Genomic DNA, 17,505 nt, shown 5'->3' with positions numbered 1-17,505 from the left:
CATAAATTCGCAATATTTAACCTAGCATTTTGCGCTCAAAACTACTCTCAGCCTTTAGAACCGTTTTCGTAATAGTGTGCAAGAGTCTCATCGCGGAACTCTTCAAAATATCCGCCGTCAATAGAAGCTCGAATATCGTCGAGCAGCTTCACAAAGAAACGCTCATTATGAATGGTTGCAAGCGTAAATCCATTCATTTCACTAGCGCGCAACAAATGATCCACATACATTCTGGAATAATGCGTGCAAGTGTAGCAATCGCAGCCTTCTTCAAGCGGACGCTGATCATGCTTAAACTCTGCACGTTTTACGTTGTAGCGACCATGACGAGTAAAAATTGCTCCGTTTCTTCCGCAGCGAGCTGGAGCCACGCAGTCGAAAGTATCTCCGCCGTTTTCAACGCAAGCAAAAATATCATCCACGGCTGCAATACCAAGCACGTGGCGTGGGCGATTTTCCGGCATAGCATCGCAAATCCAAGCGCAAGTATCACCAATAATTCGCTTCTCAATAGCGCCACCAATGCCTACGCCATCAAAATCTAAAGAAGCAATCTGCTCGGCCGCATGCCTACGCAAATCCTCATAATTAGCACCCTGCACAACGCCATACAATGCTTGATACGGCTTGCCTACACGCTCCTCGGTTAAACGCTGATGCTCTGCAACACAACGCTTTGCCCAGCGGAAAGTGCGCTCTACAGATTCCTCTTGATATCGGCGAGTATTCATCAAAGTAGTAAGCTCGTCGAAAGAAAACATAATATCCGCGCCCAGCTTATGCTGGATTCCCATAGAAATTTCAGCACTAAAACGGTGCTTAGCTCCGTTAAGAGGAGACTTAAAAGTTACGCCATCCTCGTCAACAAAAGCCATACGCTCCTTACCGGCTGCAATAACATCATCCGACTTCATGCCAGTAACGTCCATTGCAAGGGTCTTCTTAAAACCAGCACCCAAAGAAAGAACCTGAAAACCGCCAGAATCCGTAAAGGTTGGCTTATCCCAGTTCATAAACTTTCCCAATCCGCCAGCTTCGTCAAGAACATCCGCGCCAGGACGTTCGTACAAATGAAAAGCGTTTGAAAGCATGCACTGAGCGCCCAAATCCTTAATGCTTTCTGGCAACACTGCCTTCATTGCAGCTTGCGTTGCAACAGGTACAAATGCTGGGGTCTGAATATCTCCGTGAGGCGTGTGAATTACGCCGGTGCGCCCATAGCGAGCACCGTCACGACCTTTACCTTCAGCAGTATTGGAAAGTCGCGTTTTAGTTGTAAACGAAAATTCTTTGCGGTCACCAGGCTTCCCAGGCTCAGCTCCGCGTGGATGTTCAAGAAGACTTGTCATAGCATTTACTTTATTAGAAGGCATGACGAGTATAAATAAAAAACACACACAATTTATATTTTTCTGTGACAATATCCAAATTAATTTGCAAAATTTATGAAATTTACAAGGCAAATTATTTAAAAAATTATAAAAAAACATACTATCTCTTACATAGATAATGGCATGGTTTATTATGGTGTGTTAAGAGTCTTTTGTAAGGAGGATGAATGGCTGACGATATGTATGGTGCAAATCAGCAGGAATCCAATGAAACTGCAAATAATGGATATTACGAGCAGCAGGAACAACCGACGCAACCAGCACAACCAACGCAAACAACGCAACCAGCACAAACATATAGCCCAGCTCCTGAATTCGGAGCTTACGGCCCAACAAATAACGAAAATGAAGTTGGTACAAACACTACACAGTATCCAGCTAACAATTACGCCGTAAACCAAAATAACGATGCGGATAATACAAATATCAACAATGCTCCTACGCAATACATTGGATCACAAAATTACTACGGAAATAATAATTTTAACGGCTTCGGAAATCCGTATAATTACGGCACAGACAATAATTCTTACCCAAATAATGAAGTTGGCAATCAAACACCAGCGCAACAGAATTTTAACAATAATGCAAGTAACGAAGAAAATGAAAATATAGCAAAAACAAGCATTATTAGCACAAATGCAGCAAATACAAACGACACAAACAAAAAAGGTAACAAAAGAAAAACAAAAAGCTCTTCGTCAACTGCTTTTGTTGCCATTTTATCCTCCGCAATTTCTGCAATAGTTTGCGTAGTTGTAGTTCTATTTGTAATCTCGCAAGGTCTTATTTCAATTCCACAAAGCGGCTCTTTCGCAAACATCGGCTCTCATTCTTCTGGCCCTGGGACCGCAGTAGTTAAAGGCGGACAATCTCCGGATTGGCAAGGAGTTGCAAAAAATGTTTCCGGAGCCGTTGTTTCTATACAAACTCGTTTAGAGAAAGGCATGGGGAAGGGTTCTGGAGCAATTATTGATTCAAAAGGTTATGTTGTAACAAACAATCACGTAATTGCTAATGCAAAAGAAATTCAAGTAACCCTTTCTAATGGTCAAATTTATTCAGCTACATTAGTCGGAGCAGATAAAACTACTGATTTGGCAGTACTTAAATTAGACAATTCACCAAATAATTTAAAGACAGTCCAATTTGCAGATTCTAATCTGCTTTCCGTTGGCGAACCGGTTATGGCAATCGGAAATCCGCTTGGATATGACGATACAGCTACCACAGGCATTGTTTCGGCTTTAAATCGTCCAGTATCAGTTATGGACGACCAAAGCCGCTCTGAAATTGTAACTAATGCAGTACAAATTGATGCAGCTATTAATCCAGGAAATTCAGGCGGCCCAACTTTTAACGCTGCCGGAAAGGTCATAGGTATTAATTCTTCTATTGCAGCGACATCAGCTCAAGGGGAGACTACAGGATCTATCGGCATCGGCTTTGCAATTCCAGCAAATCTGGTGAAACGAGTAGTTACAGAAATTATTAAGAATGGTTCTGTAAAGCACGTAGCACTAGGGATCATGATTAAAAGCACAGCAGTTGAGTCCGAAGGAATTACTCGCGGAGGAGCTCAAATTGTTTCTGTCAATCAAGGAAGCCCTGCTGAAAAAGCCGGACTCAAAGCCAATGACACTATTGTTGCCTTTGACGATAAGCCTGTATCCAATAATTACGCACTCCTCGGGTATGTGAGAGCAACAGCGTTCAATCAAAAAGCTACGCTCACAATAGTTCGTAACGGCAACACACTTAAGTTGCAAGTTACATTCAACCAAGAAGAAACTGCTGTTAATGGCACAAATAAGCAAGAAAAGAAATTAAAGAAAAACCAAAAGAAGCCTGGTAAAAAACGCGGAAGTAACTCGTACGATGGTGACGATGACGATTTACAACAACGTGGAGATGACGATGGTGACGATGGTGGAATATTTGATCCATTCGGTTTCTGGTAAATAAAACCGCATGTTTTACTATTAAAAAGTAAGACACTGTAATAAAAATGCCCCTAAATAAGTTAGTTAACTTACGCAGGGGCATTTTCATAATGTAATTAAATATATTTAAATATAATTATATAAATGCGCTAATTATTTTTTGCGCTCATATACAATAATTCTTCCTTCTGAGACTCCTGCTTTCCAAGATGATTTTGTTTTAGCAATAGTATGCTCAGTATAATGGTCGATATTGTAGTTTAAATACACAAAATAATACCAAGGCTTATCTGATTCTGTGACAAAGAATTTAGGTTCTTTCTTTGCTTTGCAAGCACCCATTTCATTTGATGCCTGTTCTTGAGATGGCTGCTCATTTGTAATAAACGAGCTATTCTTATAACTGCAATCAATAAGATTCTTCGAGAAATAAGGATTTGCTGTAATAAGCTGCCACGAATATTGATGAATATCTTCAAATTCAGGAACAATAACATTACCTTGTTTATCCGTTTTTTCATCTTGATGTAGCCAAGACGTTACGAATCGCATGTTTTCAGCATGATTTTGCTTAATAAATTGCGCAAGTGCGCGCGAACCTGAATAGTCGAATCGAATATCGTTAACGCAAGAATACCCGTTCCAAATCAAGCTTGGGGATAATAAAACAACAATAATAATGCCAGCAATAACTTTGCTTCCGGCAGATTTACTTGCAGATTTACTATTGCTATTTTCAGCTTTATTTGCAGCTTTGAACAACCTAAAAATAATCGCCGGAATATCTTTAGATTCCAGTGGCTTACGCGCAATACACATCCAAAGTTGAGATACGAAGAATACAAAAACGATTCCTGCGTGATGCAAAGTGAAATATTGCGTGGCAATTGCCGCAAAAGTCAAGTAAGGAAGTATCAAAGAAACAAGCATGCCTCTTCGATAAGCGATTCTTACAGCGAAAGACCATATTAAAATCGAAATAATAACGCAAATAATCGCGGAAGGTACGCTTAGCATAAGTCTACGTAAAGAAACATCGCCGGCAAATTGAGTGAACATACTTTCTGATGGCATAACGAAAATAAATGACAAGAATTGCGTAAGAGGAGAATTTCCGTCGAATGTTTCACGCGATGCGAAAGCGTTAGCAGCAGGCCAAATGCAAATAATGCTTGCAATTCCAACTAAAGCAAGGATTATCCAGCTTACTAATCTGTTAGTGTTAGAGACTATTTCAGCGAAAGCTTTTTTAATTCCTGCAGATTTTACAACTCTCCAAATCCACGCAAAAGCAAAACCTGCTGCTAAAGCAATGCCATACGCGCTGATTGCACATAAAAGTACAAGACTTAGAGCAAGTTTCCAAGTATCAGAAGACTTAGAATCAGATTGTTTCCAATAATGCGCAACCATGAACAAAACCGCGCAAAGAAGAGCATACGGGCGTGAAGTAACGCCATATTGGAAGCACAAAAAATACGTAAACGGAAGCAAAAACACAGCCAATTTACTAAAAGGCGCGCGGAAAATAAGCCAGCCACCCAAAAGCGCAGTGCATAGAAGTTGCACGCCTTTAAGACCAATTTCGTATGGAACTCCTGTTTTTGCAGGTATGGAAAGAAGCAAAGTCCAAAGCGGCGGATGGCCTTCATAATGTGGGCGAAGAGTTAACAAATCAGCAAACGAAGAATCGCGTGCAATAAGCCAACTTTGAGCTTCATCAAACCAAGGCTCGTGGAAGCACATAACTGCTACGACGACAGATAGGTATGCAATAAAAATAAGTGAACGAGCATTCTTTACGAACCATAATTTATTTGTTGTTTTTAAAGTTTTTGTCACATTTAAAGTTTTTTTTGTTTTTGACGTACTTGTGTTCGTATTTGTACCTGTATTTGTAACAGTATTTTCGTTCATAAGTGTTTTATTTTCTTCTATAGTATTTTCGCTAATATGCATATTTCTATTTAATTATTTCTTTCAAAATTGCGTAAGTACTAAACTTCAGCAAATCCAAAGCCCCAACCAAATAAAATCACGCTAACACCGTAACAATACAGTGCAAGCGTGATTTTAAAGTTTGAAAATTTCAGTTTTGATTCAATGCAGCCAAACGACGAGCGTTAGCAACAGCGTACAAACTGATGCCTGCTGCAACAGAAGCGTTAAGAGATTCAACCGCGCTAGAAATTGGGATTCCAGCAATAGCATCGCACGCTTCTCTCGTAAGGCGACTCATGCCCTTACCTTCAGAGCCGAGCACAACAACTAACGGATCAGTTTCAAAGCCAGTTTCTCCAACAAGCTTATCGCCGCCGCCATCAAGACCAATTGCATACCATCCGCGCTCTCGCAAACCTTGAATTGCCTTATTTAAATTAACAACTCTAGCAACTGGCAAATGAGCTGCAGCACCAGCAGAAACCTTCCAAGCAGCAGCAGTTACGGAAGCACTTCTGCGCTCAGGCAAAATCACACCATTAGCACCGAAAGCTGCTGCAGAACGAATAACAGCACCCAAATTTTGAGGATCCGTAACGCCATCCAAAGCAATAAACAATGGTCGAGCATTAATGCGAGCAGAATCTGAATCAGCAGCTTCCATTGCGCGCGCCTTCTTTTCCGCTCGTTCAACCAATTCTTGCAAAGAGTGATACTGGTAAGGCTGAACTTTCACAATAATGCCCTGATGATTCGTACTATGCGCAATACGATCCATTTCAAGGCGATCCGCTTCAAGCAAACGCAAACCCTGCATGCCTGCTAACTTCACGATTTCGCGCGTGCGATCGTCATGCTCAATGCGATTAGCCACATACAATTGAGTGCTTGGAACTCCAACTCTTAACGCCTCTAAAGCAGCATTGCGACCAATTACCAACTCATCTGAATCGCTACCAAGCTTATCCACTCTGCGGCGCGCAGCCAAACGCGGATCTGCAAATGTGCGCTTAATAGCAGCTTTCTTAGCAAAATAAGCTTTGTGATACACGCGATCTTCAGCCTTCGGAGTAGGACCTTTTCCGCGCAAAGCATTGCGATGTTTTCCACCCGACCCCTTGGTCGGCCCTTTTTTCGTAGTCATACTCCTATTCTCACATGCCCCCAAGGCATTGTTTAATAGCTTTCTGAAGCTGGCAAAATCTGCTGATTCTAAGCTCGGCGCGTTGTATGGCATAATAGAACGGTACTTAATTGTTGCAAACTATTGCAATATTCCACAACCGCGCAATAGTTACAATACGAAGCGCTAAAAATAGCGTTAGCATTGCGATTATTGACTACTCCGCGGCACTCCCAAGGGGGAAGATATGGTTGATCACGCTCTTGATCAATCCAATAAAACAGCTGACTCTTCAGCTAATAGCAAAGATCCATCATTGTGCGATGTTCAGCAAGTAGCTAAATCACTTAACGTAGATATTACATGCGGTTTAAGCTCTGAGGAAGCCGCAAAAAGACTTGCTCAATTCGGCCCAAATGCACTTGCTGCTGCTCCTAAAATTCCAGCATGGAAACGGTTCCTTGATCAATTTAAAGATCCGCTCGTTTACTTGCTTATTGCAGCAACTATTATTTCTGCAATTGCGTGGTTTGTTGAGCGCGCACAACATAAAGGAAACAGCGGTGGAGAGATTCTGCCGTTTGATTCAATCGTAATTATCATTATTTTGATTGCAAACGCAGTGCTTGGCTACATTCAAGAGTCGCGAGCAGAAGAAGCAGTCGAAGCTTTAGCTAGAATGAGTGCTCCGCAAACTTCAGTTTTGCGCGATGGTAGCGTGGTGCGCATTAATACTGCAGAAGTTGTGCCAGGCGATATCTTAGTGCTTGGCGAAGGAGATGCCGTGTCTGCAGACGGTCGACTTATAGCAGCGGCTTCATTACGCGTAGCTGAGGCAAGTCTTACAGGCGAATCTGTTGCAGTAAGCAAACGTCCGAATACGCTTTCGTCTGCAAAAGCTTTAGGCGATCGCACAAATATGGTTTTCAACGGAACTGCTGTTACGCAAGGAACCGGTCGCGCTGTAGTCACCTCTACAGGTATGCGCACACAAGTTGGCAAAATCGCGGATATGCTTTCAAAATCAGATGACGAAGCAACACCTCTCGAGAAAGAAATGGTACACGTTTCTAAAGTTCTTGGAATTGCGGTGTGCATTATTGCAGCTGTTGTTCTTGCTTCCATGTGGCTGATTGAAGGCTTCCACAGTATTCAAGATATTATTGATTCTCTGCTGCTTTCTGTTTCCCTAGCTGTTGCTGCTGTTCCAGAAGGTTTAGCTGCGATTTTGACAGTAGTTCTTGCGCTTGGCGTGCAACGAATGGTGAAGCATCATGCTGTTGTAAAAAAGCTTTCATCCGTGGAAACACTTGGTTCTGCTTCTGTTATTTGCTCCGATAAAACAGGCACCTTAACTCGAAACGAGATGACTGTTGAACGCGTAGTAACACCTAGCGGCGAAGTTCAGCTTACAGGAAGCGGTTACAAGCCTGAAGGACGCATGATATTAATTGGTTCTGCGGACGCAGATTTAGCAGTACCACAAAATCTTGCTACAGAAGTATTAGGCGCGTTAGGCTCCGGATGTTTGGCTAACGACGGCGATTTGCATTATGACGAAACTACTAAAAGTTGGCAGCCCGTGGGAGACCCTACAGAAGTTTCGCTAATAGTAGCAGCTCGTAAAACAAAAGCGGACAAACGTTACGCTCATTTGACTCGAGTTGCGGAAGTACCTTTTACTTCTGAACGCAAACGTATGTCTGTTGTTGTTAAAGATGGTTCGGATTCTGGAAATCTGATTGTTTGCGCTAAGGGCGCTCCGGACGTGCTGCTTTCTTATTGCACGCGTATTGCAGTAGCTGGTGCCGTGCGTCCGCTTACTGACGGCGATCGCGAAGATATTTTAGCAACTGTTGAACGTCTTTCTGGAGAAGCCTACCGCACGCTTGGAATAGCTTATAGGCCGCTTGGAGTCGATAGTCTTTCAAAAGTTGATGGCATGGTTTCTAACGCTGCAGGTCAAATCGCGGACGTTGCGGAACAAAGTGACGTACTAGAATCTGATTTGATTTGGAATGGTATGGTTGGAATTATTGATCCTCCGCGAATTGAAGTTCGAGATAGTGTAGCTCAAGCTCATCGCGCTGGAATCCGTACTGTTATGATTACAGGCGACCATCCTCTTACGGCTACGCGTATTGCTCGAGATCTTGGAATTATTGGAAAAGATGAGCATGCACTTACAGGCGACGAACTTGACGAATTGCTTTCACGCAACGACGATAATATTGCTTTTGATGAAGCTATCAGTAAAACTAGCGTGTACGCGCGAGTAGCCCCTGAGCACAAGTTAGCTATCGTTTCTTCGCTTCAACGTCAAGGAAACATTGTTGCTATGACTGGTGACGGCGTAAACGATGCTCCAGCCGTAAAGTCTGCCGATATTGGCGTTGCTATGGGCATTACTGGTACAGAAGTAACTAAAGAGTCTGCCAAGATGATTTTGGCTGACGATAACTTCTCTACAATTGTTGCAGCAGTGCGCGAAGGTCGCGGAATTTTCGACAATATTCGTAAATTCTTGCGATACTTGCTCAGTTCTAACGTTGGCGAAGTTTGTACTGTTTTCGGCGGCGTTGTTTTCGCTGGCGCACTGGGAATTACACAGCCAAACTCTGTTGGTGTAACTTTGCCTTTGCTTGCAACTCAGCTTTTGTGGATTAACTTGCTTACGGATGCAGCTCCTGCACTCGCGATGGGCGTTGATCCGCAAACTGACGACGTAATGGATCGAAAGCCCCGAAAGCTTACCGATAGCGTTATTGACCGACGAATGTGGGGAGATATTGTATTTATCGGCATAATCATGGCTGCTATTACGTTAATCGGTATGGATATGCATTTGGCAGGCGGATTCTTTACAGACCGTTCTGTTGGAATTATGGATCACGCTGCTCAGCTTACTCACGCTCGCACAATGGGCTTTACAATTCTTGTGTTTGCGCAAATGCTGAATGCGTTAGCATCTCGTTCAGACTCACAAAGCGTATTTGTAGGCTTATTTGCAAATCGTTGGCTTTGGGGTGCTATAGCAGTTTCTATTGTGCTTCAGTTGGCTGTAATTTACATACCGTTCTTGAATGAGCCATTTGGCACTGTTCCTTTGAGTGTAACGGAATGGTTCGAGTGCCTTGGTCTTTCAATGGTCGTGTTAATTGCTTCCGAATTGCGTAAATGCGCGCTTCGTTTCATTGCAAAACGTAAAGCAGCGAACGCCTTAACTATTGCCGCTTAATAAAATACATTATTAAGCTGTTTTGCAAATACGCGGTACAGTACGTAGTTTTTTACATAACCTACGTTTCTGTGCCGCGTTTTGTGTTTTTATTTTCTATAAAATTTTTTGCTGATTGCTCATGAATATTTATTTGTTTTCAGGAAATAGCTTGCATCATAATCACAGACCGCGGCACGCGCTACAATTGTCTGTATTGCAATTTTCGTACAAAATAAGCAACAAAATATTTCGTGCGAACAATGAAGTTGTTTATGTGTTGATACATCACAAGGAGATTTGACGTCATGCTGTTGTCTGATCGCGACATTCTCAAAGCTCATGATGAGGGTCATATTGATTTGACCCCGTGGACTCCGGAAATGGTACAGCCAGCGTCAATTGACGTACGTCTTGACCGATTTTTCCGCTTATTTAACAACCATGCTTACACGTATGTTGATCCTGCAGAAAATCAGGGTGAACTTACAGAACAGTTCGAGGTAGCTCCTGACGAGCCATGGATTCTTCATCCTGGAGAGTTCGCACTCGGCGCTACGTGGGAGTATGTAAAACTTGACGCTACTATTGCTGCACGTTTGGAAGGCAAAAGCTCGCTTGGTCGTCTTGGTATTTTGACACATTCCACAGCTGGCTTCATTGATCCAGGTTTTGAAGGTCATATTACTTTGGAGCTTTCAAACGTTAGCACTTTGCCAGTTAAACTTTGGCCTGGCATGAAGATTGGTCAAATGTGTTTCTTCCAGTTAAGCTCACCATGTGAAAACCCATACGGTTCAGCCGTTAACGGATCGCACTATCAAGGTCAGCGCGGTCCAACTCCGTCACGTTCGTATGAGCATTTCTATCGCGCTGATTTAAGCGAATAATATTTTTAGAAAAATGATTCCGTTTTTAGAAAAGTAATTCCTAAAATAGCAAGATTTAGAAGAAAAGTAGATAATTCTCAGGTAATTATCAGTTAGCGTTACTGTTCTGCTCAGAATAGTGTGATTATATAATATTGTCGACAAAAAGACAGGTGCAGAGCACCTAAAACTTATTCTTTTCTTCTCTCCTTTATTTCCCCGGCGCATAGACGCCGGGGTTAAATTTTTTCTGCACGAAACGCCGAATTAACACTAAAAGGTTGACATTGTCACAGCTAAGGCTAAACTTGTGCAACAAGATTGGAGGTTGATGAACATGAATACTCGTTTCTGGCGCAGCTGGCGTAGTTAAAAGCGAGTTCACATATCGGTGTGGGCTTGCTGATTTTAAACAATCAACGGGGCTATGCCGGATTCATCATCAACATTATTTGAGCTGAATGGCATATAAGCTGCCATCCAGCTTTTTTGTTATCTGAGCACACGCCCTTCAAATTTACAAAATAATCGACATAAAAATAATAAAGAACAAACTTAATGCCGATTTCCTCGGCACGCACAAGAAGGGCAAAATTATGGTAAACGCAGTTGAACAAAATATGTATTACGGTGAATTTGGCGGACAGTACGTACCAGATATGATTCGTCCAGCACTCGACGCAGTAGCAGCAGCTTACTTACAATACAAAGACGATTCAGAGTTCCGCAATGAATTAGCTGGATTATTAAAAGATTACGACGGTCGCGAAACACCTTTATACTATGCTGAATCTTTCACAAAATATTTAGGCGGCGCAAAAGTATATTTAAAGCGCGAAGATTTAAACCATCTCGGCGCTCACAAAATGAATAATGTTCTCGGACAAATTTTACTCGCTCAGCGCATGGGTAAAAAGCGCATTATCGCTGAAACCGGAGCCGGTCAGCATGGCGTTGCCACTGCTGCTGCAGCAGCACGATTCGGCATGGAATGCGAAATTTTTATGGGCGCACTTGATTGCGAACGCCAAAAACTTAACGTTTTTAGAATGACTTTGCTCGGTGCAAAAGTTCATGCTGTTCAAGAAGGCACAAAAACTTTAAAAGATGCTGTAACTGCAGCATTTATGGATTATGCACAGCACTTGGATGATACCTTCTACATCGTTGGTTCCGCAGTGGGACCTTACCCTTATCCACAAATGGTTCGCGATTTTCAAAGCGTTATTAGCAAAGAGTCGAGAAGGCAAATCCTAGAAAAGGAAGGCAGATTGCCGAATGCTGTAATTGCTTGCATTGGTGGCGGTTCTAATGCAATTGGTTCTTTTGCAGCATATATTGATGATCTGTCTGTACGATTGATTGGTGCTGAAGGCGCAGGTAAAGGCGCTGATACTCCTCAAAATGCTGCTACTATGACGAATGGAAAAGTTGGCATTACGGATGGCATGAAAACTTATGTTCTTATGGATGATGACGGTAACGAGCTTCCAGCCTACTCTATTTCTGCGGGATTGGATTACCCTGGAGTCGGCCCAGAACACTCATATTTAAAGGATTCTGGTCGCGCAGAATACTACGCAATCACTGATGATGAAGCAGTTCAAGCTTTTCGCGCACTTTCTAGAGTTGAAGGAATCATCCCAGCTTTGGAAAGCTCACATGCAATAGCACAAGCTATGAAGATGGTTCCAAAGATGAGTAAGGATGACATTGTTTTAGTAACAGTTTCCGGCCGTGGAGATAAGGATGTGAATCAAGTAGCACGCTATCTTGGAATTGAATTATAAATCATTAATTTAGCAACAAATAAAACACAGCAAATAAAACGAGGCAGATAATTCTCAAAATAAAGTGAGAATAAAAAGTAAGAGAAGAAGAACATGGCACTTCTGTAGCTAACATAGCATACAGAAGTGCCTATTTTTATTTTTATTTTTATTTTTATTTTTAAGCAGAATATCCCACTTATTTTTTATGCAAATCAGAGCATGCTGAACTAATTATTGTGCACAATCCTTCCATAATTTTGTCTACTGGAGAAGCTGCGCGCCAATTCAAATATAACGATCGATAAGGTTTAGGATTCTTAAACTCACGCAACATCAAACCAACTGGTTGCACAATTGGAGGTACAGTTGCAAGACGCGGCAATAATGTCACATCTTTGCTACCTACAACCATATATCGCAAAGTTTCTAACGACGTTGCCCTAAATTCTGATTGCTTCGCCCCCACTTTTTGGCATACATCGAGCATGCTTCTACGCATACAATGCCCATCTTCTAGTAAAAGCACTTTCTGAGTAGACAAATCTGAAAGTTCAATTGGTTTACTCTCGTGTCCTAGCAAAGAATTTGTAGAAGTCGCAAGAAGAAAATCTTCGTCAAAAACATGACACACTTTTATTGAAGGCGCATTCAAACTTTCGCTTAATATAACTGCGTCGACTTGACCACTATCTAGCAAATCAATAAGTTTCGCTGATTTTTCTTCTATAAAACGAATAGTAAGTTTTGGTTTTAAACGCCTGAGTGCAGGCATAATTCTTGGAAGTAAGTATGGTCCTAACGTTGGGAACACACCCAAAACTACTGTAGATGACCATGGATCTTCTGAGCGTCTTGCAGCTTGTCGAATACGTGACATATCTGCCTGAATACGTTTAGCGTAATAAACCACTTCCCTCCCAGCAGGAGTTAAGATTTGTTTCCCGGGAGTGCGCTCAATAAGTTCTACGTCTAAAGTCTCTTCAAGTTTTTTAATTTGCGTTGAAAGAGTAGGCTGAGAGACGCGCATACGAACAGCCGCCTTGGTAAAGCTTCCTTCTTGTGCAAAAGCTATTAGATATTCTAACGCTCTAATATTCATAAGACGCCCCCATTGTTTATTGCATAATAAATTTTATAAATTATTTATTTTGCGGGCTGCGGATAAGATAGTCAAATGCAGATAACGCAGCATTGGCTCCAGAACCATACGCTGTAACAATCTGCTTATACGGTTCGTCTGAACAATCTCCAGCAGCAAAAACACCCGGAGTATCAGTGCATCCAGCGCGATTCGTAATAATTTCTCCTCGATTATTGAGAGAAATATTATTTACAAGCCAACGAGTATTCGGAGCTAAACCAATTTGCACAAAAACCCCATCAGTTTCAACAATATGTTCTCTGTTTTCATCATCGTCTGCTTTATTGCGATCTATGTAACGTATTGCAGTAACTTTACTACCATTACCTTCAATACTACTTACGGCAGCACTTGTAATAACTTCAGTGTTAGGTAATTTATGCAAAGCATTAAGCAATACTTGATCCGCTTTAAGTACATCCATGAACTCAACCACCGTCACATGTTTTGCAACTCCTGCTAAATCGATAGCAGCTTCAACGCCAGAATTTCCGCCGCCAACAACGACAACATTCTTATCTTTGAAAAGTGGACCGTCGCAATGAGGGCAGAATGATACGCCTCTATTCCTATACTCATCTTCTCCTGGAATACCCAACGTACGCCAAGTCGCACCAGTTGCAATAATCACTGCACGCGCTTTCAAAGATCCACCAGAACGCGCATGAATAGTATGCAACCCATATGGTTCCTTAGATAAATCGAGCGAGTCTGCCCAATCAGGAGTAAATACGTCAATATCGTATTGCGAAATATGCTTAGTTAAATCTGCTGCTAGTTGAGAACCAGTCGTATGCGTTTGGGAAATATGATTTTCAATACTTTCAGTTTCTACAACCTGTCCGCCACGATGATCCATAATCATAGCTGTACGCAAACCCTTACGAGCAGTGTAAATTGCGGCAGCAGAAGCAGCAGGACCGCCGCCAGCAATAACAATATCGTATGGATTTTGCGAATTCATTTTTTCTGCGAGCGCAACATTTGCCGAAGAAACGCTATTACCATTATTGCCATTCTCATTTTGCTCAACAGATTTTTCTTGTTCTGCGAGCACAGATACAAGTTCGTCAATTCCTGCCCGTCCGGAGGAAATAAGTTTGCCATTTTCAAAAACTGCTGGCACGCTCATTACACCGAGTTTATCTACTTCTTCACGGAAAGCGCTACCTTCAACTACAGTATGCTGGATTTTAGGGTTAATAATAGAAATGGTGTTAAGCGATTGCACAACTTCTGGGCAATTCAGGCAAATTACCGACATGTATGTTGTCACATTGTGTGAACCAAGCTTTAGTATTGCATCGCGTTGCTCATCACTAATTTTTGGCGCATAGCCACTTACTTGTAGAAGTGCTAGTACTAAAGAGCTGAATTCGTGCCCTAAAGGCAATCCCGCAAAACTAACCGATACAGTAGATTCTCCATTTACTGGATTATCTAGTTTTCTACGCAATTCAAAGCTTGGCTTACGCTTTACATTGCTAATTTCATTATTATTTACTTCAGAAATACTGATTTTGTCACTTTGCTGAGATACTTCTTCCAGTAAGGATTTAACTTTTTGAGATGTTTCAGAATTATCAACGTAAGAAATGATTTCTATTTTAGATACCATCTTTTTTAGTAATTCTGAAAGCTGAGCAGTTAATGATGCATTCAACAAAGACATAGTTTACTTCCTTCCGCAATTTTAGTCACAAGCAAAAATAAGAGAAATGCGTAGGAAACTATGAACGTAGCTCCCTACGCATTGAGATGATTCTTTAAAAAAATATTCTTTAATATTTAATTGCAAAAATCAGATTTTGCCGACTAAATCGATAGAAGGTTCCAAGGTTTCTTCGCCCTGCTCCCATTTTGCTGGGCAAACTTCGCCTGGGTGCGCTGCAATATACTGTGCTGCTTTAACTTTACGAAGCAGCTCGTCGGCGTTACGACCAATTCCGTCTGCGGTCATCTCAAAGAACTGAATCACACCTTGCGGATTCACGAGGAATGTAGCTCGGTGAGCTAAACCGGATTCTTGATTCCAAGCGTCAAAATTACGCGAAAGAGCTCCGGAAGGATCACCCAACATAGTGTACTTTACTTTTGCAATTGCTTCAGAATCGTCATGCCATGCTTTGTGTACAAAATGTGTATCCGTAGAGACTGAGTAAACTTCAACGCCTAGCTTTTGCAATTCCTCATAGTGGTTTGCAAGATCTTCCAATTCAGTTGGGCATACGAATGAAAAATCAGCTGGATAGAAGAAGAAAATTGCCCATTTGCCAAGAACATCAGTATCACTTACTTCAACAAATTCGCCATTCTTATAACCATTTACTTTGAATGGAAGAATATGTGTGTTCATTAAACTCATATCATTCTCCTAAATAGGTCATTTGCGCCTTCGTTGCGCTTTTATTTTCATTATTAAGAATAGATTATGGCTATTGATAATTCTAGTTATATAGATGTTTTCTATGACTCTTATACACATCGTCAATGATTTTAGTAAACAAAAAAGGAGCAACAACATTTATTTAGAAGTATGGACTTTTGTTTATGTAGACTATACAATTGATGAACTGTGTAGAATAGCAATTGTGGCGGCAAAATAAATTTCGATTAATTTATATAACGCACGTAGTTAACAAAGAGGTGCTACAAATCGTAAACAGTCGTCCTATACATTTGTTGACTACAAAACTAAACAAAATATGGGAGGATACTATGAAACGCAATGCAGTAACAGGGTTTTTAACTAGCCTATGCATGCTCTTGAGCCTATCTGCTTTCGCAATGCCAGCAATGGCAACAACCGCAGATAATTATGCAAAAACTCCACTTACTGCTGAAACAGCTAAACAAATCGCAAATGGAACTATAGGCTTAGATTTACCTGGGGCTTTGGATATGTCTTTATATCACAAGAAGCCTCTTGATCCACAAGCTGATTTAGATGGTGACGGCTTAACTAATAGTCAGGAAATTTACACTTACACTAAAGACGGTAAGACTTATTATGGGTACAATTCTCACCCTATGATGAACGATACCGATGGCGATGGTATTCCAGATAATCAAGACAGCAATCCTCGCAGGTGGGATATTAGTCCTCGCGATATGGCTTTATTCTCTGAACTTTCTTATCGAGATGATAATTACATAAATAAGGTACTCGATTACACTAAACCGCTTCACGACATTTACAAAAATCGCAGTGAGTACCGCCTTATGCACAACGAGCTTGCACCATTCTGGAAAGTTAAGGAAACCTACCACAAAAGGGGAGGATTTGATGCTGTTTTGTTTGAAAATGTAAGTCCATACCCATTCTTAGAACAAGGCACTGTTCAAGTACTAGCAATTCGTGGAACTTCCCAATTTAATGATTACGATGATGATTTTGCAATAGCTGTAGGTCATAACCCAGATCAAGCTAAAGATGTTGAGCAGTTGATTGAGCGTTATGGTCGCGAAAATACTGTTAGCAATTTGTATATTACCGGACATTCCCTCGGAGGATATCTTGCACAGCGTGCTTTAATTCGTGCTAAAGGCAAAGGCTACAACTGGATTAAGAAAATTTACACATTCAATTCACCACAAATTTGGGGAAATATTTTCAACCGTTGGTTGCGTGCCGTCGCCAATACTGGCGATAAGCTCACTCGAGAAGGTTACGCTGTTCATTACAAAGTAGACAACGACAAGGTTATTCGTTCTGTTGGCAATTTTGCTGGAGCTATAAGCGTCAGCAATTCTGCGCAAGGACATAGCTCTCGAAGCTATCTTGAGGCCCGTATGAACAATTTCCCAGGTTTCACCGTAGGTACTAGAGGAGATATTTCTGGCACTGGACGTTGGATGGAAGAACTTAACAACTTCTACGATGTTCGCACGTTCTAATTACTGCTAATTAATGATTATTAATTAGCACCAGCAATAGATAGCTATCTCGTGTAATTTATTAACAATAAGCTAAGTGCTGATTTACCGATGATTCATTAATATCACAAGTAGCTCAGTGCTTTTCCTATATCAATTAATCTAATGAAATTCTTTCCTATTACACCGCATCAGCTTAAGTATTAACTTTTGGTACTTATTAAAATTATCT

The 17,505-nt window shown here is 41.3% G+C and carries 11 protein-coding genes; 5 read left to right on the top strand and 6 right to left on the bottom strand.

What is annotated here, in order from left to right; genetic code table 11:
* Nucleotides 1-47 precede the first annotated feature (47 nt).
* Complete coding sequence (gene tgt, locus HXT48_RS00515; RefSeq protein ID WP_004109431.1) at nt 48-1,373, bottom strand: tRNA guanosine(34) transglycosylase Tgt; 1,326 nt, start codon at nt 1,371-1,373, stop codon at nt 48-50.
* Between the two features lie 185 nt (nt 1,374-1,558).
* Between tgt and HXT48_RS00510 the strand changes: the two genes are divergently transcribed.
* Nucleotides 1,559-3,352 carry a S1C family serine protease gene (locus tag HXT48_RS00510; RefSeq protein WP_004109433.1) on the top strand — a complete coding sequence of 598 codons (1,794 nt, stop codon included), beginning with the start codon at nt 1,559-1,561 and terminating at the stop codon, nt 3,350-3,352.
* A gap of 135 nt (nt 3,353-3,487) precedes the next feature.
* Here HXT48_RS00510 and HXT48_RS00505 read toward each other — a convergent pair whose 3' ends face one another.
* Together HXT48_RS00505 and rlmB are read right to left on the bottom strand one after the other, a co-directional pair.
* Nucleotides 3,488-5,293: a hypothetical protein gene (locus HXT48_RS00505; protein ID WP_076003115.1), complete on the bottom strand. Its 1,806-nt coding sequence runs from the start codon at nt 5,291-5,293 to the stop codon at nt 3,488-3,490.
* Nucleotides 5,294-5,423: 130 nt separating this feature from the next.
* Nucleotides 5,424-6,419 (bottom strand): 23S rRNA (guanosine(2251)-2'-O)-methyltransferase RlmB, encoded by a 996-nt coding sequence (gene rlmB, locus HXT48_RS00500; RefSeq protein ID WP_012914562.1) that lies wholly within the window; start codon nt 6,417-6,419, stop codon nt 5,424-5,426.
* 226 nt (nt 6,420-6,645) lie between these two features.
* Between rlmB and HXT48_RS00495 the strand changes: the two genes are divergently transcribed.
* From HXT48_RS00495 to trpB, 3 genes are all read left to right on the top strand, one after another.
* Nucleotides 6,646-9,636, top strand: a complete 2,991-nt coding sequence (locus HXT48_RS00495; protein WP_421793083.1) for a cation-translocating P-type ATPase — start codon at nt 6,646-6,648, stop codon at nt 9,634-9,636.
* Nucleotides 9,637-9,923: 287 nt separating this feature from the next.
* Complete coding sequence (dcd, locus tag HXT48_RS00490; protein WP_004119774.1) at nt 9,924-10,505, top strand: dCTP deaminase; 582 nt, start codon at nt 9,924-9,926, stop codon at nt 10,503-10,505.
* 575 nt (nt 10,506-11,080) lie between these two features.
* Nucleotides 11,081-12,274: a tryptophan synthase subunit beta gene (gene trpB, locus HXT48_RS00485; RefSeq protein WP_064621760.1), complete on the top strand. Its 1,194-nt coding sequence runs from the start codon at nt 11,081-11,083 to the stop codon at nt 12,272-12,274.
* Between the two features lie 178 nt (nt 12,275-12,452).
* Here the strand turns inward: trpB and HXT48_RS00480 are convergent, their stop codons facing one another.
* The 3 genes from HXT48_RS00480 to ahpC all read right to left on the bottom strand — a co-directional run bounded on the left by HXT48_RS00480 (nt 12,453) and on the right by ahpC (nt 15,762).
* Complete coding sequence (locus HXT48_RS00480) at nt 12,453-13,355, bottom strand: LysR substrate-binding domain-containing protein (RefSeq protein WP_004109449.1); 903 nt, start codon at nt 13,353-13,355, stop codon at nt 12,453-12,455.
* 40 nt (nt 13,356-13,395) lie between these two features.
* Nucleotides 13,396-15,069 (bottom strand): alkyl hydroperoxide reductase subunit F, encoded by a 1,674-nt coding sequence (ahpF, locus tag HXT48_RS00475; RefSeq protein ID WP_102155589.1) that lies wholly within the window; start codon nt 15,067-15,069, stop codon nt 13,396-13,398.
* A gap of 129 nt (nt 15,070-15,198) precedes the next feature.
* Nucleotides 15,199-15,762 carry an alkyl hydroperoxide reductase subunit C gene (ahpC, locus tag HXT48_RS00470; protein ID WP_012913675.1) on the bottom strand — a complete coding sequence of 188 codons (564 nt, stop codon included), beginning with the start codon at nt 15,760-15,762 and terminating at the stop codon, nt 15,199-15,201.
* 353 nt (nt 15,763-16,115) lie between these two features.
* Between ahpC and HXT48_RS00465 the strand changes: the two genes are divergently transcribed.
* Nucleotides 16,116-17,294 carry a lipase family protein gene (locus HXT48_RS00465; protein ID WP_012913676.1) on the top strand — a complete coding sequence of 393 codons (1,179 nt, stop codon included), beginning with the start codon at nt 16,116-16,118 and terminating at the stop codon, nt 17,292-17,294.
* Nucleotides 17,295-17,505 lie beyond the last annotated feature (211 nt).

The organism is Gardnerella sp. KA00127, assembly GCF_049244125.1.
Taxonomy (GTDB): Bacteria; Actinomycetota; Actinomycetes; order Actinomycetales; family Bifidobacteriaceae; genus Bifidobacterium; species Bifidobacterium swidsinskii.
This window is presented reverse-complemented; position numbering and strand designations above follow the sequence as displayed.